We start from the raw sequence: 22,694 nt of genomic DNA, 5'->3' as shown, positions 1-22,694 counted from the left end.
TGATGCATGAACATGAACAGGGGATCCCGATGAAGATTGGAAACAACCGGCCACTGCACGCCAGCGTGCTGGCCGGCGCTATGGGCGTGCTGTTGCTGGCCGGTTGCCAGCGCGAGAACGAGGCGGCTCCGGCCACCGATGCCGCACCTGCGGCCGAAACCACCGGCACCGCCGAGGCACCCGCGGCGGAAGCGCCGTTGGATCTGCGCGATGTGATCGAGAACAACGAACGTGAAGTGGTTGGCATCAGCTACCCGGCGGGCATCGATCGTTATCCGGGCCTGGCACGCGCGCTGCAGGCCTATGCCACCTCCGCCCGCAGCGATCTGCAGCAGGCGCTGGACGGGCTGGGCAACGACAAGCCGACCATGCCCTATGAGCTGTCGCTGAGCTTCGAGAAGCTGCTGGAGACGCCGCAGCTGGTGGTGGTCAGTGCCGACGGCAGCCGCTACACCGGCGGCGCCCATGGCGAACCGCTGGTGGCTCGTTTCGTGTGGCTGCCGGCGCAGCAGCAGATGCTGAGCGCCGACAAGCTGGTGGCCGATGCCAAGGGCTGGAAAGCGATCAGCGATTTCGTCGCCGACCAGCTGCGCGAGCGTGTGGCCACCCGCCTCAGCGGCGAGGACATGGACCCGTCGCAGCTGCAGGAATCGCTGCGCAACGCCTCGCGGATGATCGCCGACGGCACCGGTCCGCAGGCCGACAACTTCAGCCAGTTCCAGCCGCTGACCGACGACAAGGGACAGATCACCGCGCTGCGCTTCGTGTTCCCGCCCTACCAGGTGGGTCCATACTCGGACGGCACCCAGACCGCCGATGTGCCGGCTTCGGTGTTGTTGCCACACGTGGCCAAGGACTACGTGGAGCTGTTCGCACGCGGGTAACCGTAGACGAGGAGGTGACGTGGATACAGGGTTGCAGGAGCGGGTCACCGGCCTGCTCCACGAGGCCGGGGTCCAGATCGATGGAACCCGGCCGCAGGATATCCAGGTGCATGACCCGCGCTTCTTCGCGCGGGTCATCGCGCACGGCTCACTCGGCCTGGGCGAGAGCTACATGGACGGCTGGTGGGATGCCAACGTCCTCGACGAGTTCCTGTACCACCTGATGCAGGCGCACCTGGACGAACGGGTGCACGGCTGGCGCGAGGTGGCCGACGCCTTGAAGGCGCGCCTGTTCAACCTGCAGTCCGGGGCGGGCAGCTATGAAGTCGGCCGCCGCCACTATGACCTTGGCAATGACCTGTACCAGGCGATGCTCGGCCAGCGCCTGGTCTACAGCTGTGGTTACTGGCGCAATGCCGACGATCTGGATGGCGCGCAGGAAGCCAAGCTGGACCTGGTGTGCCGCAAGCTGGGGCTGCGTCCCGGGCAACGCGTGCTGGACATCGGCTGCGGTTGGGGCGAGGCGCTGAAGTTCGCCGCCGAACGATACGGTGTCAGTGGCGTGGGCATCACCATCTCGCAGGAGCAGGCCGACTTCGCCCGCACGCTGTGCGCTGGCCTGCCGATCGAGATCCGGTTGCAGGACTATCGCGAACTTGATGAACCTTTCGATGCGATCTTCTCGATCGGCATGTTCGAACACGTGGGCGACAAGAACTACCACAGCTTTTTCGACGTGGCCCGGCGCTGTCTTTCGCCGCGGGGACTGCTGCTGTTGCATACCATCGGCAGCAACATTTCGCGTCACCGCACCGATCCGTGGATCGCCCGCTACATCTTTCCCAATTCGATGCTGCCGTCGGCGGTGCAGATCAGCCGGGCGTTCGAAGGGCGCTTCGTGCTGGAGGACTGGCACAACTTCGGTACCGACTACGACCTGACGCTGCAGGCTTGGCGGCGCAACGTGGAAGCGGCGTGGCCACGGCTGGACGCACGTTATGACGAGCATTTCCGGCGCATGTGGCGCTTCTATCTGGCCGGATCGATGGCCAGCTTCCGCTGCCGGCATGCGCAGCTGTGGCAGCTGGTGCTGTCGCCGGAGGGCGTGCCCGGGGGATACGTGGCGCCGCGATGATCTGGAAGAGCATCCACGCATGGCGTGGATCTACTGGGATCACGCAACCCTGCGGTAGATCCACGCAATGCGTGGATGGCGTACAAAAAAACCGCCCGGTCTCCCGGGCGGTTTTCGTTTCACGCTATGCGGTGCCGGCGATCAGTTGCCGGTGCCGGTCAGGCCACGCTTTTCCAGCAGCGGTTCGATCTGCGGCTCGTGCCCGGCGAAATCGCGGAACAGCTGCATCGCATCCACGCTGCCACCCTTGGACAGCAGGGTGGCGCGGAAGTGGTCGCCGTTCTTGCGGCTCAGGCCGCCGTTGTCGCGGAACCACTTCTGGGTGTTGGCGTCGAGCACTTCCGACCAGATGTAGGCGTAGTAGCCGGCCGAGTAGCCGCCCATGATGTGGCTGAAATACGGGGTCCTGTAGCGCGGCGGAACCGGCGCATAGTAGATGCCGTCCTTCTCCAGCGCGGCGCGCTCGAAGGCCATCACGTCCTTGGCGGCCGGGACCTGGTCCGGGCCGATCTGGTGCCAGCGCTGGTCGAGCATGGCGGCGCCCAGGTACTCGGTGGTGGCAAAGCCCTGGTTGAACTTGGCCGCGGCCAGCACCTTGTCCAGCAGTGCCTGCGGCATTGCCGAGCCGTTCTGGTAGTGCTTGGCGTAGTTCTTCAGGATGGCCGGATTGTCGGCCCACATCTCGTTGACCTGCGAGGGGAACTCGACGAAGTCGCGCGGCACCGCGGTGCCCGAGAAGTACGGATACTTCACGTTCGAGAACATGCCGTGCAGGGCATGGCCGAACTCGTGGAAGGTGGTGCTCACTTCATCCCAGGTCAGCAGGGTCGGCTGGCCGGCCGGCGGCTTGGGAATGTTCAGGTGATTGGCCACCACCGGCTTGAAACCGGTCAGCTTGGACTGCGAGACGTACGAGTTCATCCACGCACCGCCGCGCTTGGAGGCGCGTGCGTACGGGTCGAAGATGAAGATCGCCAGCTGGCTGCCGTCGGCATCGAACACGTCATAGACGGTGACGTCATCGTGGTAGACCGGCAGGTCGGTGCGCTGCTTGAAGGTCAGGCCGAATTCCTGGTTGGCGGCGAAGAACACGCCGTTCTCCAGCACGTTCTTCATCTCGAAGTACGGCTTCAGCTGCGATTCGTCGAAGTTGTACTTGGCCTGGCGCACCTTCTCGCTGTAGAAGGCCCAGTCCCACGGCTCCAGCTTGAAGGTCGGCTTGCCGGCGGCCTTCTGTTCCTGGTCGATCATTGCCTGCAGGTCGGCGGCTTCGCGCTTGGCGTTGGCCACCGCTGCCGGGGCCAGCTTGCCGAGCATCGCATTGACCGCTTCAGGGGTCTTGGCGGTCTGGTTGGTCAGGTTGTAGGCGGCGAAGTTGGCAAAGCCCATCAGCTTGGCCTTGTCGGCGCGCAGCTGCATGATGCGCGCGACCAGCGCGGTGTTGTCGAACTCACCGCCGCGGCTGCCGCGGGTGGTGGACGCTTCGTAGATCTTCTGGCGCAGGGCACGGTTGGCCAGGTTGGTCAGCGGCGGCTGGCCGGTGGTGTTGAGCAGGGTGATCACGTACTTGCCGTCCAGGCCACGGGCCTTGGCGGCTTCGGCGGCAGCGGCGATCTGCTCCTTGGACAGGCCGTCCAGTTCCTTGACGTCGTTGACGGTGATCGCCGAAGCGTTCACTTCCGACTGCACGTTCTGGCTGAACTTGGTGCCGAGGTTGGCCAGCTCGGCGTTCATTTCCTTCAGCTTGGTCTTGTCGGCCTCGGACAGCTTGGCGCCGGCGCGCACGTAGTTGTCGTAGTACTTCTCGACCAGGCGCACGCCTTCAGCGTCCAGGCCCAGGGTGGTGCGGCTGTCATACAGCGCCTGGATGCGTGCGAACAGCTTGCCGTTCAGCGCGATCGCATCGCTGTGCGCGGCGAACTTCGCCGAATAGTCGGCCTGCAGCTTCTTGCGGGTGTCGTTGGTGTCGGCGCCGACCAGGCTGAAGAACACGGTGGTCGCGCGGTCCAGGGTGTCACCGCTCTTTTCCAGGGCGATGATGGTGTTGTCGAAGGTCGGCTTGGCCTTGGTGTTGGCGATCGCCTCCACTTCCTTCAGCTGCTGCGCCATGCCGGCGTCGAAGGCCGGGGCGAAGTCGCTGTCCTTGATCTTGTCGAACTGCGGGAAATGCAGCGGCAGCGGGCTGTCGGCGAAGAACGGATTGGCCTGCTGGGCATTGGCAGCGGCGGCCGGGGCGGCGGCGCTGGCCGAATAGGCGGGCAGGGCAAGGCCGAGGGTCATGGCCACGGCAAGGGCAAGGCGGGTGGTCAAGGTCGATACTCCGGTAAGGCAAACAAGGGCCCGAGGGTAACCCGGCCCGGCGCGCCCGCACTTGTGTCAAAAGGCATGTTGGCAAAGCCGCTCCGCAGCAGGGCCACCCCCTGGGCGGCTGCCCGGGTACCATGCAATCACCGCCCACGGCCATCCGCCATGACCACTGCCTACGATTTCAGCTTCCGCGACCTTGAAGGCCAGCCGCAGGCGTTGGCGCAGTACCAGGGCCGTCCGCTGCTGCTGGTCAACGTGGCCAGCCGCTGTGGCTTTACCCCGCAGTACACCGGGTTGGAACAGCTGTGGCAGGACTATCGTGATCGCGGCCTGGTGGTGATCGGATTTCCCTGCAACCAGTTCGGCGCGCAGGAGCCGGGCGATGCCGCGCAGATCCGCCAGTTCTGTTCGATCGATTACCCGGTCAGCTTCCCGCTGTCGCAGAAGATCGAGGTCAATGGCGAGGGTGCCGACCCGCTGTGGGCATGGCTGTCGCAGCAGAAGCGCGGGCTGCTGGGTATCGCCCGCATCAAGTGGAACTTCAGCAAGTTCCTGGTCGATCGCCAAGGCCAGGTGGTGGATCGCTATGCTCCGACCACCAAGCCGGAGCAGCTGCGCGGCGGCATCGAGGCGATGTTGTGACCGGTAGCGCCGGGCCATGCCCGGCAACCGATATCCGCCGGGCATGGCCCGGCGCTACCGAGGCGGCTTATTTCTCGACGAACGCGCGCTCGAACACGTAGTGCCCGGGCGTACCGATGCGCGGCGAAGTCTGGAAGCCACGGCTGTCCAGCACGGTGCGCAGGTCGGCCAGCATCTGCGGGCTGCCGCAGATCATCGCGCGGTCGTTTTCCGGGTTCAGCTCGGGCAGGCCGAGCGTGCGCTGCATCTCGCCGCTTTCCATCAGCGAGGTCAGGCGGCCCTGGTTCGGGAACGGCTCGCGGGTCACCGCCGGGTAGTACAGCAGCTTGTCGCCGACCATTTCGCCCAGGAACTCATGCTCGCGCAGTTCCTTCTCGAAATAATCGCGATAGGCCAGGTCCTTCTCGTAGCGCACACCGTGGCACAGGATCACCTTGTCGAAGCGCTCGTAGGTCTCCGGGTCCTTGATCACCGACAGCCACGGTGCCAGGCCGGTGCCGGTGCCCAGCAGGTACAGGTGCTTGCCCGGGTGCAGGTCGCTGATCAGCAGGGTGCCGGTGGGCTTCCTGCCGACCAGTACCTTGTCGCCTGGCTTGATGTGCTGCAGGCGCGAGGTCAACGGACCGTCCTGCACCTTGATGCTGAAAAATTCCAGCTGTTCTTCCCAGTTGGCGCTGGCGATGGAGTACGCGCGCAGCAGCGGCCGCGCATCGGTCTCCAGGCCGATCATCACGAACTGGCCGTTCTCGAAGCGGAAACCGCTGTCACGGGTGAGGGTGAAGCTGAAGTAGGCGTCGGTCCAGTGGCGGACCTCAAGCACCGTTTCGGCGCCGAAAGCGGAGGACATGGGCGTATCTATCGGAAGTCGTCGGGACAATTCTATCTCAAATGAGACAGGTTCTCATTAGGCGGAACGAGAGGCGTTCTCAGCGATAACCGGCCGCCTGCAGTTCGAACAGTTCGGCATAGCGGCCGCCCTGTGCCATCAGCTGCTCGTGCGTGCCGCTGGCTTCGATCCGGCCATCGGCCAGCACCAGGATGCGGTCGGCCATGCGTACTGAAGAGAAGCGGTGGGAAATCAGCACTGCCGTACGATTATCCGCCAATTCCCTGAACCGCTGGAACACCTCGAACTCGGCGCGGGCGTCCAGTGCCGCGGTGGGCTCGTCCAGGATCATCACCTGTGCATCGCGCATCCACGCACGGGCAATGGCGATCTTCTGCCACTGCCCACCAGACAGGTCCACGCCCTGCTGGAAGCGGCGGCCGATCTGCTGGTCATAGCCGCCGGGCAGGGCAGCGATCACTTCCTCGGCCATGCCGCGGCGGGCGGCATCGGAGATCCGCGCGCGGTCGTCCATCGCTTCGACCTGGCCGACACCGATGTTCTCGCCGGCACTGAGGTTGTAGCGCACGAAATCCTGGAAGATCACGCCCAGATTGGCGCGCAGGTCGTCCAGGTCGTAGTCGCGCAGGTCGCGCCCATCCAGCAGGATGCGGCCTTCGTCCGGTTCGTACAGGCGTGCCAGCAGCTTGACCAGGGTGGTCTTGCCCGCGCCGTTCTCGCCGACCAGCGCCAGTACTTCGCCCGCGTGCAGGTGGAAATCCAGGTGGCGCACGGCCCATTGCTCGGCATCGGGGTAGCGGAAGCCCACGTCCTCGAACACGAAGCCCTCGCGGATCGGCTGCGGCACGCGCACCGCGTCCTGGCGCGAGTGGATTTCCGGTTCAATCTGGAAGAACGAATACAGGTCGTCCAGGTACAGCGCCTGGCTGGCCACCTGCGAGAACCCGATCAGCAGGCCTTCCAGCAACTGGCGCAGGCGCAGGAAGCTGCCGGCGAGAAAGGTCAGGTCACCGATCGAGAAATCGCCACGCACCGTGCGCCAGGCGATATACGCATACGCGGTGTAGTAGCCCAGCGTGCCCAGCGCGGCCAGTAGCGTGCCCCAGAACGCCCGCCGCCGGGCAAGCGCGCGGTTGGCCAGGAACAGTGCCGCCGACAGGCTGCGGTAGCGGTCGACCAGGAACCGGTGCAGGTTGAAGATCTTTACTTCCTTGGCCGTCTCCACGCTGGCACCGAGCTGGCGCAGGTAGTCCAGCTGGCGGCGCTCCGGCGTCCACAGGAAGTTGAGGCTGTAGCCGGCCGCATTGAAGTGCGACTCGCCGATGAAGGCCGGCACCAGCGCCAGCGCCAGCAGCAGGATCAGCCACGGTGCGTAGACCAGCAGGCCGACGGCCAGGCTGGCAACGGTGATCGCATCCTGCACCTGGCCGAACAGCTGGCTCATCAGGTTCATCCGGCCCATGGTCTGGCGCCGTGCGCGGTCCAGCTTGTCCTGCAGGTCCGGGTCCTCGAAATCCTCCAGGTCCAGGGTCGCCGCATGTTCCATCAGGCGCACGCTGGTGGCGTTGGCGAACAGCTCCGACAACAGCGCATCGGCGTAGCTGACCAGCCGACCGAGCAGGTCCGAGGCGATCGCCAGGCCGAATTCCAGTGCCAGCAGGCCGAGCAGTGGATTGAGCAGGCCGCTGGACAGTGCCTCGCCCATCGGCGGAAAACCGGCTCCGTGCTGGCTCAGGTGCAGGGCGGTATCGATGATCAGCTTGCCGACGTACAACATCGCCACCGGCAGCAGCGCACGGATCAGGCGCAGGCCGAGGCTGGCCAGGGTCAGTGCGCGGCTGGTCTGCCACACCTGGCGCAGGAACGGCGGCAGGTTGCGCATCGCCTTGAAGCGTTGGCGCAGGCTGGGTTTCTTGGCGGCAGCGGCAGGCATGGCACCATTGTGCGCTGTGGGGGCGTGAACGTCGCGATGCAGGGCATGCAGCGCTGAATGCAAGCGCAACAGGGATGCGGACGCTGGGGGTACCGCGTGAATTTGCAAGTTTTCCTATTAATCGCGTGAAGCGTGGCTTCTAGGGTCGAGAGCTTGTTCTTCGATCCTCACACCATGCAGAACCGTACCGTGTTTGCGCCCCCGTCCGCCCGTGGATGGGTGCCGTTGTACGTCGTAGTGCTTACCGTGGCCACGTTGCTGCCCACGCTGTGCAGTCTGCAGTGGCCGGCAACGTGGGATGGCCGCGTTTTCGTGTCACTTATGGCGATCTCGCACCTTGGGCTGGCGGCGCTGATGTGCTGTCTTCCGGGCTGGGCATGCCTGCAGCGGCGCACCCTGCGCCCAGTGGCGGTGCCACTCACGATGGCGTTGTCCAGCGCTTGGTTGTTGCTGGTATTGGTTGATTCGCGTGTGTACCAGCTGTTCGGGTTCCACTTGAACGGGTTGGTGCTGGTGCTGCTGGTGCAGGGTGGATTGTTGCAACAGCTCGGTCTGCCGGTGTCTGCCTGGCTTGCCATGGCAGTGGCCGTGACGGCCATCGTGGTGTCCCAGTGGGGAGCGGTGCGCCTGCTGCAATCATCATGGGTCCGGCGCTGGGCGTTACGCCCACGCTGGTTGCTGGGAATCTTGCCCATGCTCATTGTCAGTCAGGGCATGGCGATCTGGTACGACGCCAACCAGGGGGGGGCTGTGCTGGCTGCGGTGCAGGGGGTGCCATGGGTGCAAACCGCCACCGCGCGCCGGACGATGACGCAATGGGGGCTGGCCGGCCCGGCTTCGGCCGACGACCGCCTGCAGGCAGGTGCCGCAACCGCCTCGGCGCTGAACTACCCGCGCAAAACGTTGCACTGCCAGGCGCCGTCAGCGCCGAATGTAATGCTGCTGGTGGTCGACTCGCTACGCTTTGACATGCTTTCGCCGCAACAGATGCCCCACCTGTCGAGGTTTGCCGAGCAGGCCTGGCGTGCCGACCGGCACTACAGCACCGGAAACAACACCATGCATGGCATGTTCGGTCTGTTCTACGGCCTGCCAGCGCTTCACACCGATACGATGATTCACCATCGTCGCGGGCCCGTGCTGCTGGAGCAGCTTGCCCGCGCCAACTACCAGTTCCATCTGTATGGCGGTGCGTCGCTGCAGGGCGCGCGGCTGGATCGTGCGGTGTTCGTGCAGACGGATGCGCCGCTGCGCACGGCTCCGGACAATGCCCCGCAGGACCGCCGTGATCGACACGTCATCGAACAGCTGCGCGATGACCTGCGGGCGCACGATCCATCCCGCCCCTTCTTTGCCTTTGCGCTGCTGGACAGTGCTCACACGCCTTATGCCGTGCCGGATGCCGCTGAACGGCGATTCCTGCCGCAAGCGCGATCAGGCGACCATCTCAGGGTCGGGCGGCGCACCGCCCCCGGCCCTCTGTTCAACCGTTACCGCAATGCCGTGCTGAAAGCCGACGCTTTGCTGGGCGATGTACTGCTGACACTGGAACACACCGGTCTGGCGGACAACACGGTCGTCATCATCACCAGCGACCATGGTGAATCGTTCCACGATCTCGGCCAGAACGACTGGGGGCACAACAGCAATTTCAGTGATTACCAGACTCGGGTTCCGCTACTGATCCGCTGGCCCGGCCGGGCGCCGATGGTCGAACCTGCTGTGACCAGTCACATGGATCTGGCGCCCACGCTGATGCGGCATCTGCTGGGTTGCCCGGCGCCCTTCAGCGACTATTCGGCCGGCCTGGATCTTTTCGGGCCGCTGCCCGCGCAGCGGCCGTTGCTGGTGGAATCATGGACGTCGCGCAGCGTACGGCTTGGATCGATGGCGATACTGCTGCGCCCTTATGGCATCGAAGTGCGTGATGGCCAGTATCGACCTGTGCACGACGCTTCCCCCCTGCGCGGCGAGGTGAATGCCGCGATCATCGGCCAGATGCAGTTGCTGCAGTAGAGGCCAGCGCGGCCGGATCAAGGCCCTTCGCAGCGGAAGGGCCCGTTTGGGCGGGAAATCAGGGCAGCGGCGGCAACAGCCCGGCCCCCAGCCGGTTCCAGGCATTGATCACTGCAATGCCCATGCTCAGGTCACTGATGCCTTTCTCATCAAAGTGCGGTGCCAGCGCATCGAACGCCGCCTGCGACGGTGCGCCATCAGTCAACCGGGTCAGCGCCTCGGCCCAGCCCAGCGCCGCGCGCTCGCGGTCGTCGAAGAAGCGGCTTTCGTGCCAGGCGGGCAGCGTATCCAGCTTGCGCGGTTCGATGCCGCCCTTGCGCAGCGCGGTGCCGTGCATGTCCATGCAGTAGCCGCAGCCATTGAGCTGCGAAACGCGCAGGAATACCAGTTCCATCAACGTCGGATCGATCGAACTGTCATGCACTGCCTTGCTGGTGGCCAGCAGGCCCTTGAAGGCCTCGGCGGCCAGGCGGGTGTAGGGAACGCGGGGAGAGGCGTGGTCGGACATTTTCGGCTCCACGGCGGCCACGGTGGCCGCCTTTCACTACAAGGACGCCGGGGTATCGCGGCGCGTGACAACCGCAGGCAGTTTTTCTGGATTGAGCACGCTGTAGAGATTGGCGATGCGGCCATCGACCACCTCGATGGTGGTGATCGAGTGCAGGTGGTCGCCTTCGAAACGCAGGATCGCCGGTTCGCCATTGACGTAGCCGAGCTGTGCCGGATGCGCCGCGCCGCGACGGGCGATGGCCCAGTACAGGCGGCCGATACGCTCGGCACCCCGCAGTGGTCGCACCGCTGCGGTGACCACGCCACCGCCATCGGAAACCAGCAGTGCGTTGGCATGCAGCAGCGCCTGGATGGCCTCGCTGTCGCCACGCTGGGAAGCGTCCATGAAACGCGCCAGCAGCTGCCGGTGCTGGCTGGCATCGGCATTGAAGCGCGGCCGCCCAGACTGCAGGCGCTGCCGCGCCCGGTGCACCAGCTGGCGGCAATTGGCCTCGCTGTGGCCGATCAGCTCGGCAATCTCGCGGTAGTCGTGGTCGAAGGCTTCCTTCAGCAGGAAGGCGGCGCGCTCCTCCGGTCCGAGCTGTTCGAGCAGGGTCAGGAAGGCCACGGAGACGTCGTCGGCCAGCGCGTGCAGCTGCGCGGGGCCGGGCGCCGGGTCGGGTTCGAGGGTGATCGCCAGCGGTTCGGCCAGCCACGGCCCGACATAGTGGGTGCGTTCACGCTTGGCTGCCCGCAGCCGGTCCAGCCCCAGCCGGGTGGTGGTGGTCACCAGCCAGGCCTCGGGGTCGACGATGGCGGCCGAATCGCTGCCGGCCCAGCGCAGCCAGGCGTCCTGGACCACGTCCTCGGCGTCGCYGCGGCTGCCAAGAAGGCGGTAGGCCAGCGCCATCAGGCGTGGGCGGTGGGTCTGGAAGGCGGTTTCGGCGTTCATGTGGGCAAGGACGCGCCAGCGGGGCGCAGCGTGACAGAGGGCAGGGTCGGATCTTGCCGGCCAGCGGCCGGCACCACCACCCCACGGTCGAGGGAGGGGGTAAAATGGGCGGATTACCCCCGCCAGCCTTCAGCAAGCGAGCAATCCGTGACATCGATCAAGCAGGAAGACCTCATCCAGTCCGTCGCCGACGCGCTGCAGTACATCTCGTACTACCACCCGGTCGACTACATCAAGAACCTTGCCGCCGCCTATGAGCGCGAGGAGTCGCCGGCAGCGAAGGAGGCGATCGCGCAGATCCTGATCAACTCGCGGATGTGCGCCGAAGGCCATCGGCCGATCTGCCAGGACACCGGCATCGTCACCGTGTTCCTGGAAATCGGCATGGACGTGCGCTGGGATGACGCCACCATGGGCGTGGAGGACATGGCCAACGAAGGCATCCGCCGCGCCTACCTGTACCCGGACAACAAGCTGCGCGCTTCGGTGCTGGCCGATCCGGCCGGCAAGCGCATCAATACCAAGGACAACACCCCGGGCGTGGTCAACGTCAAGGTGGTGCCGGGCAACACCGTGGAGGTGATCGTTGCCGCCAAGGGCGGTGGCTCGGAAGCCAAGACCAAGTTCGCCATGCTCAACCCGTCCGACTCGATCGTCGACTGGGTGCTGAAGACCGTGCCGACCATGGGCGCGGGCTGGTGCCCGCCGGGCATGCTCGGCATCGGCATCGGCGGCACTGCCGAGAAGGCGATGCTGCTGGCCAAGGAAGCGCTGATGGAGCCGATCGACATCACCGAGCTGCAGGCCCGTGGTGCGTCCAACCGCATCGAGGAACTGCGTCTGGAGCTGTACGAGAAGGTCAACGCACTGGGTATCGGTGCGCAGGGCCTGGGTGGCCTGACCACCGTGCTCGACATCAAGATCAACGACTACCCGACCCACGCGGCCAACCTGCCGGTGGCGATGATCCCGAACTGCGCCGCCACCCGCCATGCGCACTTCACCCTGGATGGCAGCGGCCCGGTGATGCTGGACCCGCCGTCGCTGGAAGACTGGCCGAAGCTGACCTACGACGCGTCCAAGGGCACCCGCGTGGACCTGGACACGATCACCCCGGAAGACGTGGCCAGCTGGAAGCCGGGCCAGACCCTGCTGCTCAACGGCAAGCTGCTGACCGGCCGTGACGCCGCGCACAAGCGCATGGTCGACATGCTCAACAAGGGCGAGGAACTGCCGGTCGATCTGAAGGGGCGCTTCATCTACTACGTCGGCCCGGTCGATCCGGTGCGCGACGAAGTGGTAGGCCCGGCCGGTCCGACCACCGCCACCCGCATGGACAAGTTCACCGAGCAGGTGCTGGCACAGACCGGCCTGCTGGGCATGGTCGGCAAGGCCGAGCGCGGTCCGGCCGCGATCGAGGCCATCAAGAAGCACAAGTCGGCCTACCTGATGGCCGTCGGTGGTTCGGCCTATCTGGTGTCCAAGGCGATCAAGGCGGCCAAGGTCGTCGGCTTTGCGGACCTGGGCATGGAAGCGATCTACGAGTTCACCGTGGAAGACATGCCGGTGACCGTGGCCGTCGATTCCACCGGCGAGTCGGTGCACAAGACCGGCCCGCGCGAGTGGCAGGCCCGCATCGGCAAGATTCCTGTCGTGGTGGAGTGATCGGCGCGGCGTCGACCACGCCCGTCCGATTGCAGAACGGCGCCCGGGTGGCGCCGTTCTCCGTTTAACGACTGCAACCGTGCGGCTTTGCTAGGGTGTGCGCGTTGCCAGGCAAGGGAAGCTGTTTGTGCGTCAAGGAATACGCAATGTTTTCGCCGCAGCCGCCCTTGCCTTGATGGTGGGCTGCGCGCCGCAGTATTACGTCAAGCAACCCACCAGCGAGGCCGGCCGCGTGTGTGCAGCGGGGTGTACGCAGCGGCACATGCAGTGCGCGGATCAGGCACGTTCGATGGCCGAGATGGCGCAGCAGAGCTGTCAGTCGGACAAGGAGCGCGTCATCGACAGATGCAGTGACATCGCTGACGAGAAGATGCGGCATCGTTGCGAGGGCGCACGTGGCGCCGGCGCATACTGCGCCACCGCAGCCAACACGCGCGCCTGTGATGCGACCCGGGCGCAGTGTGTACTCGACTGCGGCGGATCGGTGAGCGAAACCCGTTCTTCTGGCAGTCTTCCGGTCTATTGAACAAGGAGCGTCCTGTGAACCTGTTGCGTAGCCTTTCCCTTGTCACCCTGCTGGTCATGGCCGGCTGCAGTACGTCATCTTCGTCGTATGGCGGTGGGGGCGGCTTCAGCGCCGGTGCCCAGTGCCAGATGCAGTGCCAGGCCAGCTATCGCAGCTGCATGGCCGAAGGCCAGGGGATCGGCAGCCGCCAGTCCAGCTGCGAGCAGCAGGTGGCACCGACGCCGGACCAGCGCTGCAAGGACATCGAGCATCCGGAACTGCGCCGTTCCTGCGAGTTGAAGGCGCACGACTGCACGCTGCGCGCACCGATGATGGGCTGCGGCGAGCGTCGTGATACCTGCATGAGCACCTGCGGCTGACCACGCCGGGGACAGCGCGCATAATCAGCCGTTCCCCGCCCAGGACAGGTCCTATGCGCACCACCTTGTATGGTTCCACCAGCACCGCCTCGCTGGTGGTGCATTGGCTGCTGATCGAGCTCGGCATCGAGCACGAACTGGTGCTGCTCGATTTCGAAACGCGCGAGCACAAATCAGCTGGCTACCTGGCGCTCAATCCGGCGGGCAGGGTGCCGACCCTGTTGATCGACGGCCATGTACTGACCGAGGCGGCCGCGATCGCGCTGTATCTGGCAGACCGTCATCCGCAGGCAGGGTTGTTGCCTGTCGTCGGCACGCCGGCACGCGGCGAGGCCTATCGCTGGATGTTCTGGTGCGCCAACACCGTGCAGCCGGCCTACCGCGCCTGGTTCTATCCGCATGAAGCAGCGGGTGGCGAGTGCATCGAGGCCGTGCGTACGATGGCACGGCAGCAGCTGGAGGCAGCGTGGCAGCACGTTGCCGCACACCTGCAGGACGGCGGTCCCTACCTGCTCGGCGATGCGCCGGGCGTGGTCGATTTCATGCTGGTGATGTTGATGCGCTGGTCACGCAACATGCCCACCCCCAGCGACCACTGGCCGGTATTGAAGGCGTATGCGGATCGCCTGAAGGCGCGCCCGGCGTTCGCCGAGGTCTATCGCCGCGAAGGCATCACCGACTGGCGGTAACCCGTTCTGTAGAGCCGAGCATGGCTCGGCTCTACCAAAGCGGGGCGGGTTACAGGATCTCCAGCACCGTTTCCGGGGGGCGGCACAGGCGGGTACCCTTCGCGGTGCGTACCACCGGGCGGTTGATCAGCCGTGGGTGGGTGGCCATCGCGGCCAGCAGGGCGTCGTCATCGCTTCCCTGCAGACCCAGTGCGGCAAACTCGGGTTCCTTGCTGCGCACCAGCCCGGTCGCGGCCAGGCCGGATTCGGCCAGTACCTGGCGCAGCGTGGCCACGTCGGGCGGGCTGCCGAGATAGTCGATCACCACCGGCTCGAAACCGGCGTCGCGGATCAGCTGGAGCGCCCCGCGCGAGTTGCTGCACGCGGGGTTGTGCCAGATCGTCACATCCATCAGAACCACTCCAGCAGGGACACGCCCACGCCGACGTAGGTCGCCTTGTGGTTGTAATCGATCAGGCTCTCGCCATAGCCGTCGAAGATCTGCACATGGCCACGCAGCAGGTTGCTGATCGGGAAGCCGTAGTCCAGCTGCAGCGCGCCGTGCGAGCGGTCACCGGTGCGCAGCGAATGACGTGCCATCAACGAGACCTCGTGACCCTTGTGGTTCCAGGTCAGGGTCGCGTCGCCGCGGCCCATGTAGTCCTCGATGTCCGGGTTGTTGTCGTCGCTGCGGGTCTCGGGAATGCGGTACCAGGGGCGCAGCACCAGTGCCCAGTTCTCGCGGTCGAGGCCGACGTTGAGGATCACCCGGTTCCAGCTGCGCGACAGCGGATCGGCACGGCCGTTGGACTGGTGGTTGAGGCTGATGCCGGTCATCCGCCCACGCCAGCCACCGATCGAGTAGCCGTTGCGGAACACCATCATCACTTCCGGCTCGTAGTTGGTCTCGCGGAACGGGCGCGAGTCCTCGCCGTTGTAGGCCTGCCAGCGCGAACTCTGGGTATAGCCCGCCCAGATATCGCCGTTGTCGCCGAACAGGTTCTCGGCGATCTTGGTCTTGAAGCTGATCTGGAACTTCAGCTCAGCGCTGTCCAGCACCTGCGGGGTGGTCACGCTGTTGGCCGGGTTCGGCGAGTGCGGCATGGTGTTGCGGTCGCTGGTCCAGAATGCCGGCAGCAGGTAGACAGGCTTGTACGCGCGCAGCTGGAACGGGCCCAGCTTGGAGTCCTCGGCCAGTTCCCAGCGGCTGTCCAGCAGCGAACCGCGGCCGGCATTGGCAAGTGCGCTGTCCGGCGCTTCGGACCGGAACAGATCGCTGACACGCTCGCGCAGCTTCTCCTCGCCCTGGCTCACCCGCGTGGTGTCGCGCTGCTCGCGACGTGCCTGTGCGGCGGCTTCGGCGGCCGCATCAGCTTCGGCGGTGGCCTGAGGCGTGCGCCCGAACTGGCGGTCGTAGCAGGCCAGACGGGCAGCATCGGTCGTGATGGCTGCGCAGGCGGCCGGCGAGGCCTCGGCGCTGGGCGCGAATTCCTGCGCTGCCAGTGGCGCGCTGGCCAGGGCCAACGCCAGCGGTGCAAGACGGGGAAACAACGGAGAGAGGGTCATTGCAGCAGGCCCTTCGGAATGAATGCGGAAAGAGGGACAGTGTGGCGGCTGCATCCGGTAACGGCCAGCCCCACGGGTTTATGCCCGGCGTGTGCGTGCGCGCTGCGTGAAGGAAGCATGCCTCACAGGAACCAGGCGAAGGCGAACAGGCCCAGCATCGCGATCACCAGCGCCAGCTTCAGCGCCAGGCCCAGCAGGATGCCCAGCCACGTGGCCAGCCCGACCTTGGTCGAGCGGCCGAGCTCGCGGGTATGCCAGTACTCGCCCAGCAGCGCGCCCAGCAACGGCCCGGCGAACAATCCGATCGGCATGAAGAACAGGCCGACGATGCTGCCGATGAAGGTGCCCCAGAGCGCTTTGCGGCTGGCGCCCACGCGCTTGGCGCCAACCACGGTCGCCAGCACGTCGACCAGCAGCGACAGCGCGGTCAGCACGCCGAGGATCAGCAGGGTGGGCCAGCCGACGTGGACGAAGCCGTCTGCCCAGGCCCCCAGCACCAGCCCGATGAAGACCAGCGGGATGCCCGGCAGGGCCGGCAGGACGATACCGGCGATGCCGATGAGGACAAAAATGACCGCTAGCAGATACAAGATGAATGAGAGGTCCATGCTGTCCAGTATGGTTGTCTTTTTGGGGTTGACAGTGAAAGGTTTTTGCCAGTTGCTTTTTCGTTTTGGTCGGGTTAAGTTGCAGTCGCTGAGCTTGGCAAGGTCACCGTGGATCGTGGCCTGATGAAGCAAGATCGTTCCGATCCGCTGCATCGATGCACCTCGCTTCCCCCTTGCTTGTCAGCCGCCCAACAGGCGTATCCAACAACAAGTAGAGAGTCAAAGGGAGTTAGTGAGATGGCTGATCGCGAGAACGGTACCGTGAAGTGGTTCAATGATGCCAAGGGCTTCGGCTTCATCAGCCGGCAGAATGGCGAGGATGTGTTCGTGCACTTCCGTGCCATCGAGACCCAGGGCTTCAAGAGCCTCAAGGAAGGCCAGGCTGTGAGCTTTGAAGTGGTGCAGGGCCAGAAGGGCCTGCAGGCCGACAAGGTCCAGCCGGCGTAATACCTGCCGCTTGCCGGCATGAAAAAGGCCCGCGCAAGCGGGCCTTTTTTTGTTGCTCCGGTTCTGATCGGCCGGGGCCCGCTGCGGTTCAGCGCAGGATGACCTTGCCGTTGACCACGCGGACATAGGTGTTTTCGCGGATGCCGCCGAGGTCGCGCTGGTTGACCACGATGGTGCGGCCGTCATCCATGCGCACGCTGATGTCATACGTATCGCTGGTGACGTTCTTCTGGATCTGGTTGCCCGCCAATGCGCCACCCACGGCGCCAGCGGCGGCGGCGATGTTCTTGTTGCCGCGGCTGCCGCCGGTGTGGTCGGAGATCTCATGGCCGGCAACCGCGCCGACGATGCCGCCGAGGATCGCGCCGGTGGCGGAAGGCGCGGTACGGCCGGACTGCACGGCATTGATGCGGGTGACGATGCCGCAGTCGGCGCAACGGCCCTGGTTGTAACCGGAGTTGTTGCCGTAGCCGCCGTTGTTGTAGCCGTTGTTGTAACCACCACCGCCGTAGCCCGGCGAGGTGGCACAGCCGGCCAGGCCGACGGTTGCGATGACACTGGCGGCGATGAGCTGGATCTTCATGGGGCATCTCCTGGCCGTGAAGGCGGGTGCGTTGGGTGGTACTGCGTCATGCAGCAGGGTGAGCGAATCCTCCTCTTTCCAACGTGAACAAGGCGCCAACCACCTCGGCCTTCGCCCACTCGAAGATGAATCAGCGGAAGTCCTGATGACAGGCCCGGCAATCGTCCTGCAGTGCCTGGACCTGCTGCGCCAACGCGTTGCAGTCGATGGGCGGGCTGGCCAATGCCGCATTGAGATCGGCCCGGTACTGGCTGGCGTGCTGCTGGAACTGCCGGCTGTCCTTCAATCCGGGGAAGGCCTGGTCCAGATCGTTGGACAGCAGGCGCAGCACCTGCAAGCGCGGGACGCTGTCGGCCAGGCTGCAGCGGTTCTGCTGCTGAGCCTGCTGCAGCAGATCCGCCTGCCGCTGCATTACCTGCATCAGGCTGTCCGGGAACGGATCGCGGCGTGCCTGCAGTGCGCGGCCGACCATCACCGTGGCAATCAGGCCGATCAGCAGGCCCAGGCCGAGCACGAACAGATAGCGGTAGGCGGTGGACGGGCGGCGGGGTGGGCTGGCACTCATGGCGGGCGCTCCGGGCGTGCAACGGTGGGTTCGGCGTCGTCGTGCTGTAGTCAGGGGACCTGCACGTTAAAATAGCTGGATGAACGAACAGGTCAAACAACGCTTCGCCGGTATTGAACGGCTGTATGGCGTCGGCGCGCTCGAGCGCCTGCAGGGCAGCCGTGTTGCCGTGGTCGGCATGGGCGGCGTCGGCTCGTGGGTGGTGGAGGCGCTGGCGCGCTCGGCGGTGGGCCATCTGGCCCTGATCGATGCCGATGACATCTGCGTATCCAATACCAACCGCCAGCTGCCGGCGCTGGAAGGCAACTACGGCCGCAACAAGGCCGAGGCCATGGCCGAGCGCTGCCGGGCGATCAATCCGCAGATCGAGGTCGACGCCGTGCAGGCGTTCCTGACCCCGGCCAACATGGCCGAACTGCTGGACCGCGGTTTCGACCTGGTGATCGATGCCTGCGACAGCTTCCGGGTGAAGGTGGAAACCATCGCCTGGTGCCGCCGCCGCAAGCTGCCGTTGCTGACCGTCGGCGCGGCTGGCGGCCGTACCGATCCCACCCTGGTTCGCATCCGCGATGTCTCGCGCACCGAGCATGACGCGATGCTGGCGCTGATCCGCAAGAAGCTGCGCAGCGAATTCAACTTCCCGAAGAATGCCAAGCGCTATTTCGGCGTGCCGGCGGTGTATTCGCTGGAAAACGTGAAATATCCGCAGGCCGACGGCAGCGTCTGTGGCCTGCGGCCGAACCTGGGCGCGGATGCGGCCCTGAAGCTCGATTGCGGCGCCGGCCTGGGCGCGGCCACCCACATCACCGGCGCGTTTGCGTTCGCGGCCGTGGGCAAGGCGCTGGAGATGCTGCTGGAGCCGAAGAAGGTGAAGGCCGAAGTGCCCGAGGATCACGCCGACGCGTGATCGGTAGCGCCGGGCCAGGCCAGGCGAGCGCACAGCGCGACCAGCACAATGCCGCCGGGCATGGCCCGGCGCTACCGGTCAGGTGGGCAGGTTGAACAGCCGCCGTGCGTTGTCCGTGGTGGCCTGCGCCACTGCATCCAGTTCCATCCCGCGCAGTGCGGCGATGTGGCGGGCGATGACCGCCAGCCGCGCCGGCTCATTGCGCTGGCCACGGATACCCGCGTCGGGCTGGTCCGGCGCATCGGTCTCCAGCAGCAACTGCTCCAGTGGCATCGTGCGGACAAGCCGCTGCAAGCGCTGCGCTCGCTCGTAGGTCAACGGTCCGCCCAGGCCAAGCAGGAATCCCAGCTTGTGCAATTGTGCGGCCTGTTCCGGGCTGCCGGAAAAACTGTGCACCACCCCGCGCAGGCCACCGATGCGGCGGATCGCGGTGATCACCGCATCCACTGCACGGCGGGCATGCACGATCACCGGCAGGTCAAACTCGCGCGCCAGCGTCAGCTGGCCGAGGAAATAGTCCTGCTGGACCTCGGCATCCAGGCCCTCGACGAAGAAATCCAGCCCGCATTCGCCGATCGCGCAGGGCTGCTCCTGTTCGATCCATTCACGCAGCTGCGGCAGGTGTTCTGGCCGGTGCTGGTCCAGGAACATCGGGTGCAGGCCATAGGCGGGGTAGAGCCCCATCGCCTGCTGGCAGACCTCGCGCAGCTTTGGCCAGCTGGCCGCAGTGACCGCCGGAACCACCTGCCACTGCACGCCGGCAGCGCGTGCGCGCTCGATGACCGCCTCGCGGTCAACGTCGAATTCGCTGGCATCCAGGTGGCAGTGGCTGTCGACCAGCAGGTTCAACGCTGCTCCAGGGGCGGTGGCGTGGTCGCGCTGCGGCTCTTCCAGTTGGCCAGCAGCAGGGTGCCAAAGCCCAGCATCAGTTCGTCGACGAACGGAATCGGGTCGGGGATGAACAGGGTCAGCGCGAACAGGCCCGCGGTCAGCTTGAACAGGGTGGGGTAGCGCAGCTGGCGTGCCCATTGCAGGACCGGCAGCAGCATCGGGTTGGCCATGGCGGAGGTCCTCCTGGGGAATGTGCAAACGCTACCACGGGCCCAGCATTTCCAGATGCTGAATGGGTTACGGCGGTGAGCAGGAAATGTGGAGATTCCGTTCAGGCACCGCATGCTGCAATCTGGCCTGAGAACGTTGCGGACGGTCCGCAAGGAGCAGGTCATGAAAAGCACAACTACAACTGTCCTGGTCGCAGCGGGCGCGCTGCTGGTCGGTGGTATCGCCACCGCCGCCTTCATGAAGAGCGGCGACAAGTCGCCGGAGCAGCTGAGCGCCGGAAACCCGAGTGAATCGCGGCTTGTCGATGGCAATGCCACCGACGATGGCGCACGTGGCGACGCAGTGGACGCCAGTGCGCCGCGTGGCCTGGAATACGCCGATGTGCTGAAGGTCGATCCGATCACCGAGAAGCAGAAGGCCTATGCCACCGTGATCGGCACCGATCCGGTACGCGAGACGTCCACCACCCAGACCCCGCATGAGGTCTGCCAGGACGTGGTGGTGCAGGAACGCCTGCCCGAGCGTGATGGCAACGTCGGTGGCACCGTGGTCGGTGCCGTGGTCGGTGGCCTGCTGGGCAACCAGGTGGGTGGCGGCAATGGCAAGAAGGCCGCGACCGCTGCCGGTGCCGTGGCCGGTGGCTTCATCGGCAACCAGGTCGACAAGCGCCATGTGGGTGGCCGCGTGGTCAACCGCACCGAGCGCCAGTGCCACACCGAAACGGCGACCTCCGAGTCGAGCCGTGTCACCGGCTACAACGTGACCTACCGCAATGAAGACGGCACCACCGGCACCATGCGCATGGGCAGCAAGCCGGGCAACCGCATTGCCATGGGCACCAGTGACGTGGTCAAGGGCTACAACGTGACCTACCGCTACGACGGCGCAGAGAAGACCGTGCGTATGGACAACAAGCCGGCCAGCGATCGCCTGCCGGTAGTGGATGGGCAGCTGGTCACCCAGACGGCTGCAGCCGGCGACGCGACCGCGAACCGTCAGTAATTCTCCGGCAACATCGGTAACGAACAGGCCAGCCTCTGCTGGCCTGTTTTTTTATGGGTGGGGTTCATCCACGCGTGGTGTGGCTCTACCATGACGCCATGAGCATCTTTGACCTGCGCATCGAAACCGAACGCCTGATCCTGCGTCCGCCGCAGCGGCAGGACTACGCCCCCTATCTGGCGTTCTGCGCCGATGAGGAGGTGATGCGCACGCTGGGCGGTGTGCAGGCGCCCTCGGTGGCATGGCGCAGCTTCTGCAGCCTGGCCGGCGCATGGCAGCTGTTCGGCTTCTCGATGTTCAGCGTGATCGAGAAATCCAGCGGTGAATGGATCGGTCGCATGGGGCCGTGGCAGCCGCAGGACTGGCCCGGCACCGAGGTCGGCTGGAGCATCCGACGGGCCAGCTGGGGCAAGGGCTACGCACCGGAGGCGGCGATCGCAGCCATCGACTGGGCGTTCGATACGTTGGACTGGGATGAGGTGATCCACACCATCGCCGAAGACAACGAAAATTCGAAGGTGGTTGCACGCAAGCTCGGCAGTACGCTGCTGCGCATGGGGCAGTTGCCACCGCCCTATGAAGGCAAGCCGCTTGAAATCTGGGGGCAATCGCGCGGGCAGTGGCAACAGCGCGCACAGCTGAGCGCTGTCCGGTAGTGTCGGCCGCTGGCCGGCATTCGCACGAATCCAGCTGCATCGAGGTTGCCGGCCAGCGGCCGGCACAACCGAATCGCCATGCTGCACCCGCGCTTGGCAATCGCCAAGCTGCTTGCCAGACTGCGGACAGCCGGCTGCAGGCCGGGATCTCCCTGGAGCAGGCAATGGTGGAAGAACGCATTGCGTTGACGGTGCATGGCATGTCGGTCTCGGGCAATTGCCACAAGGTGCGCCTGCTGCTGGAACAGCTCGGCAGCCGCTACCGCTGGGTGGAGGTGGACAGCGCCCACGGCCAGACCCATACAGCGGAATTTCTTGCCCTCAACCCCAATGCCAAGGTGCCGTTGATCGTGCGCGACGACGGCCGCGTGCTGACCGAGTCCAATGCGATCCTGTTCTGGCTGGCCGAGGGGACGCCGTATCTTCCCGCCGACGGTTGGCAGCGTGCGCAGGCATTGAGCTGGATGTTCTTCGAGCAGTACACGCATGAACCCTGCGTGGCGGTGGCACGCTTCATCCGCGGCTGGACACCGGCCGACTCGCCACGCCGTGCTGAACTGCCGCGCCTGCATGAGCGCGCTGCCAGCGCGCTGGCGGTGATGGAGCAGCATCTGAGCCAGGCGCAGTGGTTCACCGGCGATGACTACGGTATCGCCGATATCGCCTTGTTTGCCTATTCCGATGTCGCCGCCGACGGTGGCATCGCACTGGATCCATTCCCGCAGGTGGGGGCCTGGTTGCAGCGGGTGCGAGCGCAGCCTCGCTTCGTGCCCATGCCTGCGGTGACCGCCGAGGTGCGCGCGCGGTTCAACGCACCGGATTGATTCCCCTGCAGCGTCGGGCGTGCTCGACCAGCGGAAGGGTCGGGCAGCCTT

Annotated in this window: 25 protein-coding genes; 13 read left to right on the top strand and 12 right to left on the bottom strand. The window is 65.6% G+C overall.

Annotation, left to right across the window (positions count from 1 at the left end; all coding sequences use genetic code 11):
• Positions 1-2 precede the first annotated feature (2 nt).
• Positions 3-884: a DUF3298 and DUF4163 domain-containing protein gene (locus AC1DCU_RS01655; RefSeq protein WP_025876745.1), complete on the top strand. Its 882-nt coding sequence runs from the start codon at positions 3-5 to the stop codon at positions 882-884.
• Positions 885-903: 19 nt separating this feature from the next.
• Complete coding sequence (cfa, locus tag AC1DCU_RS01650) at positions 904-2,019, top strand: cyclopropane fatty acyl phospholipid synthase (RefSeq protein WP_032978815.1); 1,116 nt, start codon at positions 904-906, stop codon at positions 2,017-2,019.
• A gap of 141 nt (positions 2,020-2,160) precedes the next feature.
• Here the strand turns inward: cfa and AC1DCU_RS01645 are convergent, their stop codons facing one another.
• On the bottom strand, positions 2,161-4,329 hold the full coding sequence (locus tag AC1DCU_RS01645) for a M3 family metallopeptidase (RefSeq protein WP_032978818.1): 2,169 nt from the start codon (positions 4,327-4,329) through the stop codon (positions 2,161-2,163).
• A 159-nt stretch (positions 4,330-4,488) separates the two neighbouring features.
• Between AC1DCU_RS01645 and AC1DCU_RS01640 the strand changes: the two genes are divergently transcribed.
• A complete protein-coding gene (locus AC1DCU_RS01640) occupies positions 4,489-4,968 on the top strand; it encodes a glutathione peroxidase (protein ID WP_313113949.1) in 480 nt (159 codons plus the stop codon).
• 67 nt (positions 4,969-5,035) lie between these two features.
• Here AC1DCU_RS01640 and AC1DCU_RS01635 read toward each other — a convergent pair whose 3' ends face one another.
• Both AC1DCU_RS01635 and AC1DCU_RS01630 read right to left on the bottom strand, forming a co-directional pair.
• On the bottom strand, positions 5,036-5,815 hold the full coding sequence (locus AC1DCU_RS01635) for a ferredoxin--NADP reductase (RefSeq protein ID WP_313113952.1): 780 nt from the start codon (positions 5,813-5,815) through the stop codon (positions 5,036-5,038).
• Between the two features lie 79 nt (positions 5,816-5,894).
• Positions 5,895-7,748, bottom strand: coding sequence for an ABC transporter ATP-binding protein (locus AC1DCU_RS01630; protein ID WP_315828815.1), 1,854 nt, complete (start codon positions 7,746-7,748; stop codon positions 5,895-5,897).
• A 174-nt stretch (positions 7,749-7,922) separates the two neighbouring features.
• Between AC1DCU_RS01630 and AC1DCU_RS01625 the strand changes: the two genes are divergently transcribed.
• On the top strand, positions 7,923-9,764 hold the full coding sequence (locus AC1DCU_RS01625) for a sulfatase-like hydrolase/transferase (protein ID WP_313113956.1): 1,842 nt from the start codon (positions 7,923-7,925) through the stop codon (positions 9,762-9,764).
• A 58-nt stretch (positions 9,765-9,822) separates the two neighbouring features.
• Here AC1DCU_RS01625 and AC1DCU_RS01620 read toward each other — a convergent pair whose 3' ends face one another.
• The gene (locus tag AC1DCU_RS01620; RefSeq protein ID WP_032978827.1) at positions 9,823-10,272 is read right to left on the bottom strand and encodes a carboxymuconolactone decarboxylase family protein; all 450 of its coding nucleotides are present in this window, start codon (positions 10,270-10,272) and stop codon (positions 9,823-9,825) included.
• Between the two features lie 36 nt (positions 10,273-10,308).
• Positions 10,309-11,205, bottom strand: coding sequence for an RNA polymerase sigma-70 factor (locus AC1DCU_RS01615; protein ID WP_478014096.1), 897 nt, complete (start codon positions 11,203-11,205; stop codon positions 10,309-10,311).
• Between the two features lie 147 nt (positions 11,206-11,352).
• Here AC1DCU_RS01615 and AC1DCU_RS01610 point away from each other — a divergent pair, with 147 nt between their 5' ends.
• From AC1DCU_RS01610 to AC1DCU_RS01595, 4 genes are all read left to right on the top strand, one after another.
• Complete coding sequence (locus AC1DCU_RS01610) at positions 11,353-12,870, top strand: fumarate hydratase (protein ID WP_025876754.1); 1,518 nt, start codon at positions 11,353-11,355, stop codon at positions 12,868-12,870.
• A 289-nt stretch (positions 12,871-13,159) separates the two neighbouring features.
• Entirely contained in the window at positions 13,160-13,396 is a 237-nt protein-coding gene (locus tag AC1DCU_RS01605; RefSeq protein ID WP_227417103.1) for a hypothetical protein, read from the top strand.
• Positions 13,397-13,452: 56 nt separating this feature from the next.
• Complete coding sequence (locus AC1DCU_RS01600; protein ID WP_080148872.1) at positions 13,453-13,755, top strand: hypothetical protein; 303 nt, start codon at positions 13,453-13,455, stop codon at positions 13,753-13,755.
• 53 nt (positions 13,756-13,808) lie between these two features.
• Positions 13,809-14,444, top strand: coding sequence for a glutathione S-transferase family protein (locus AC1DCU_RS01595; RefSeq protein WP_032978831.1), 636 nt, complete (start codon positions 13,809-13,811; stop codon positions 14,442-14,444).
• Between the two features lie 49 nt (positions 14,445-14,493).
• Here the strand turns inward: AC1DCU_RS01595 and arsC are convergent, their stop codons facing one another.
• The 3 genes from arsC to AC1DCU_RS01580 all read right to left on the bottom strand — a co-directional run bounded on the left by arsC (position 14,494) and on the right by AC1DCU_RS01580 (position 16,597).
• On the bottom strand, positions 14,494-14,835 hold the full coding sequence (gene arsC, locus AC1DCU_RS01590) for an arsenate reductase (glutaredoxin) (RefSeq protein WP_032978833.1): 342 nt from the start codon (positions 14,833-14,835) through the stop codon (positions 14,494-14,496).
• Positions 14,835-15,989: a phospholipase A gene (locus AC1DCU_RS01585; RefSeq protein WP_032978835.1), complete on the bottom strand. Its 1,155-nt coding sequence runs from the start codon at positions 15,987-15,989 to the stop codon at positions 14,835-14,837. The genes arsC and AC1DCU_RS01585 overlap by 1 nt, the downstream gene beginning before the upstream one ends.
• A 122-nt stretch (positions 15,990-16,111) precedes the next feature.
• The gene (locus AC1DCU_RS01580) at positions 16,112-16,597 is read right to left on the bottom strand and encodes a DUF456 domain-containing protein (RefSeq protein WP_032978837.1); all 486 of its coding nucleotides are present in this window, start codon (positions 16,595-16,597) and stop codon (positions 16,112-16,114) included.
• 237 nt (positions 16,598-16,834) lie between these two features.
• Between AC1DCU_RS01580 and AC1DCU_RS01575 the strand changes: the two genes are divergently transcribed.
• On the top strand, positions 16,835-17,044 hold the full coding sequence (locus AC1DCU_RS01575; RefSeq protein ID WP_025876765.1) for a cold-shock protein: 210 nt from the start codon (positions 16,835-16,837) through the stop codon (positions 17,042-17,044).
• Between the two features lie 88 nt (positions 17,045-17,132).
• Here the strand turns inward: AC1DCU_RS01575 and AC1DCU_RS01570 are convergent, their stop codons facing one another.
• Together AC1DCU_RS01570 and AC1DCU_RS01565 are read right to left on the bottom strand one after the other, a co-directional pair.
• Positions 17,133-17,627 carry a glycine zipper 2TM domain-containing protein gene (locus tag AC1DCU_RS01570; RefSeq protein WP_032978839.1) on the bottom strand — a complete coding sequence of 165 codons (495 nt, stop codon included), beginning with the start codon at positions 17,625-17,627 and terminating at the stop codon, positions 17,133-17,135.
• 130 nt (positions 17,628-17,757) lie between these two features.
• Positions 17,758-18,192, bottom strand: a complete 435-nt coding sequence (locus AC1DCU_RS01565; RefSeq protein WP_025876769.1) for a cytochrome c — start codon at positions 18,190-18,192, stop codon at positions 17,758-17,760.
• A gap of 79 nt (positions 18,193-18,271) precedes the next feature.
• Between AC1DCU_RS01565 and AC1DCU_RS01560 the strand changes: the two genes are divergently transcribed.
• Positions 18,272-19,099, top strand: a complete 828-nt coding sequence (locus tag AC1DCU_RS01560; RefSeq protein WP_032978845.1) for a tRNA threonylcarbamoyladenosine dehydratase — start codon at positions 18,272-18,274, stop codon at positions 19,097-19,099.
• 78 nt (positions 19,100-19,177) lie between these two features.
• Here AC1DCU_RS01560 and AC1DCU_RS01555 read toward each other — a convergent pair whose 3' ends face one another.
• Both AC1DCU_RS01555 and AC1DCU_RS01550 read right to left on the bottom strand, forming a co-directional pair.
• Positions 19,178-19,948, bottom strand: coding sequence for a TatD family hydrolase (locus AC1DCU_RS01555; protein ID WP_442251776.1), 771 nt, complete (start codon positions 19,946-19,948; stop codon positions 19,178-19,180).
• Entirely contained in the window at positions 19,945-20,160 is a 216-nt protein-coding gene (locus tag AC1DCU_RS01550) for a DUF6116 family protein (RefSeq protein ID WP_442251775.1), read from the bottom strand. Before AC1DCU_RS01550 ends, AC1DCU_RS01555 begins: the two co-directional genes overlap by 4 nt.
• Before the next feature lie 163 nt (positions 20,161-20,323).
• On the opposite strand from AC1DCU_RS01550, the gene AC1DCU_RS01545 reads away from it, so the two are divergent.
• From AC1DCU_RS01545 to AC1DCU_RS01535, 3 genes are all read left to right on the top strand, one after another.
• Complete coding sequence (locus AC1DCU_RS01545) at positions 20,324-21,163, top strand: glycine zipper 2TM domain-containing protein (protein ID WP_025876774.1); 840 nt, start codon at positions 20,324-20,326, stop codon at positions 21,161-21,163.
• 98 nt (positions 21,164-21,261) lie between these two features.
• Positions 21,262-21,819 carry a GNAT family N-acetyltransferase gene (locus AC1DCU_RS01540; RefSeq protein ID WP_442251774.1) on the top strand — a complete coding sequence of 186 codons (558 nt, stop codon included), beginning with the start codon at positions 21,262-21,264 and terminating at the stop codon, positions 21,817-21,819.
• Between the two features lie 164 nt (positions 21,820-21,983).
• The gene (locus AC1DCU_RS01535; protein ID WP_032978854.1) at positions 21,984-22,643 is read left to right on the top strand and encodes a glutathione S-transferase family protein; all 660 of its coding nucleotides are present in this window, start codon (positions 21,984-21,986) and stop codon (positions 22,641-22,643) included.
• Positions 22,644-22,694: the final 51 nt, after the last annotated feature.

The sequence above is a fragment of the Stenotrophomonas sp. 10L48 genome (assembly GCF_056395105.1).
Note: the sequence above shows the minus strand (reverse complement) of the source record. Positions and strands in the feature narration are given on the sequence as shown.

What these genes read in the sequence shown, in the direction of transcription:
- arsC (WP_032978833.1), bottom strand. Translation starts at nt 14,835, where the DNA reads ATGGATGTGACGATCTGGCACAACCCCGCGTGCAGCAACTCGCGCGGG.
- AC1DCU_RS01640 (WP_313113949.1), top strand. Translation starts at nt 4,489, where the DNA reads ATGACCACTGCCTACGATTTCAGCTTCCGCGACCTTGAAGGCCAGCCG.
- AC1DCU_RS01540 (WP_442251774.1), top strand. Translation starts at nt 21,262, where the DNA reads ATGAGCATCTTTGACCTGCGCATCGAAACCGAACGCCTGATCCTGCGT.
- AC1DCU_RS01535 (WP_032978854.1), top strand. Translation starts at nt 21,984, where the DNA reads ATGGTGGAAGAACGCATTGCGTTGACGGTGCATGGCATGTCGGTCTCG.
- AC1DCU_RS01630 (WP_315828815.1), bottom strand. Translation starts at nt 7,748, where the DNA reads ATGCCTGCCGCTGCCGCCAAGAAACCCAGCCTGCGCCAACGCTTCAAG.
- AC1DCU_RS01605 (WP_227417103.1), top strand. Translation starts at nt 13,160, where the DNA reads ATGGCCGAGATGGCGCAGCAGAGCTGTCAGTCGGACAAGGAGCGCGTC.
- AC1DCU_RS01625 (WP_313113956.1), top strand. Translation starts at nt 7,923, where the DNA reads ATGCAGAACCGTACCGTGTTTGCGCCCCCGTCCGCCCGTGGATGGGTG.
- AC1DCU_RS01600 (WP_080148872.1), top strand. Translation starts at nt 13,453, where the DNA reads ATGGCCGGCTGCAGTACGTCATCTTCGTCGTATGGCGGTGGGGGCGGC.
- AC1DCU_RS01580 (WP_032978837.1), bottom strand. Translation starts at nt 16,597, where the DNA reads ATGGACCTCTCATTCATCTTGTATCTGCTAGCGGTCATTTTTGTCCTC.
- AC1DCU_RS01565 (WP_025876769.1), bottom strand. Translation starts at nt 18,192, where the DNA reads ATGAGTGCCAGCCCACCCCGCCGCCCGTCCACCGCCTACCGCTATCTG.
- AC1DCU_RS01550 (WP_442251775.1), bottom strand. Translation starts at nt 20,160, where the DNA reads ATGGCCAACCCGATGCTGCTGCCGGTCCTGCAATGGGCACGCCAGCTG.
- AC1DCU_RS01655 (WP_025876745.1), top strand. Translation starts at nt 3, where the DNA reads ATGCATGAACATGAACAGGGGATCCCGATGAAGATTGGAAACAACCGG.
- AC1DCU_RS01545 (WP_025876774.1), top strand. Translation starts at nt 20,324, where the DNA reads ATGAAAAGCACAACTACAACTGTCCTGGTCGCAGCGGGCGCGCTGCTG.
- AC1DCU_RS01595 (WP_032978831.1), top strand. Translation starts at nt 13,809, where the DNA reads ATGCGCACCACCTTGTATGGTTCCACCAGCACCGCCTCGCTGGTGGTG.
- AC1DCU_RS01585 (WP_032978835.1), bottom strand. Translation starts at nt 15,989, where the DNA reads ATGACCCTCTCTCCGTTGTTTCCCCGTCTTGCACCGCTGGCGTTGGCC.
- AC1DCU_RS01575 (WP_025876765.1), top strand. Translation starts at nt 16,835, where the DNA reads ATGGCTGATCGCGAGAACGGTACCGTGAAGTGGTTCAATGATGCCAAG.
- AC1DCU_RS01560 (WP_032978845.1), top strand. Translation starts at nt 18,272, where the DNA reads ATGAACGAACAGGTCAAACAACGCTTCGCCGGTATTGAACGGCTGTAT.
- AC1DCU_RS01570 (WP_032978839.1), bottom strand. Translation starts at nt 17,627, where the DNA reads ATGAAGATCCAGCTCATCGCCGCCAGTGTCATCGCAACCGTCGGCCTG.
- AC1DCU_RS01620 (WP_032978827.1), bottom strand. Translation starts at nt 10,272, where the DNA reads ATGTCCGACCACGCCTCTCCCCGCGTTCCCTACACCCGCCTGGCCGCC.
- AC1DCU_RS01635 (WP_313113952.1), bottom strand. Translation starts at nt 5,815, where the DNA reads ATGTCCTCCGCTTTCGGCGCCGAAACGGTGCTTGAGGTCCGCCACTGG.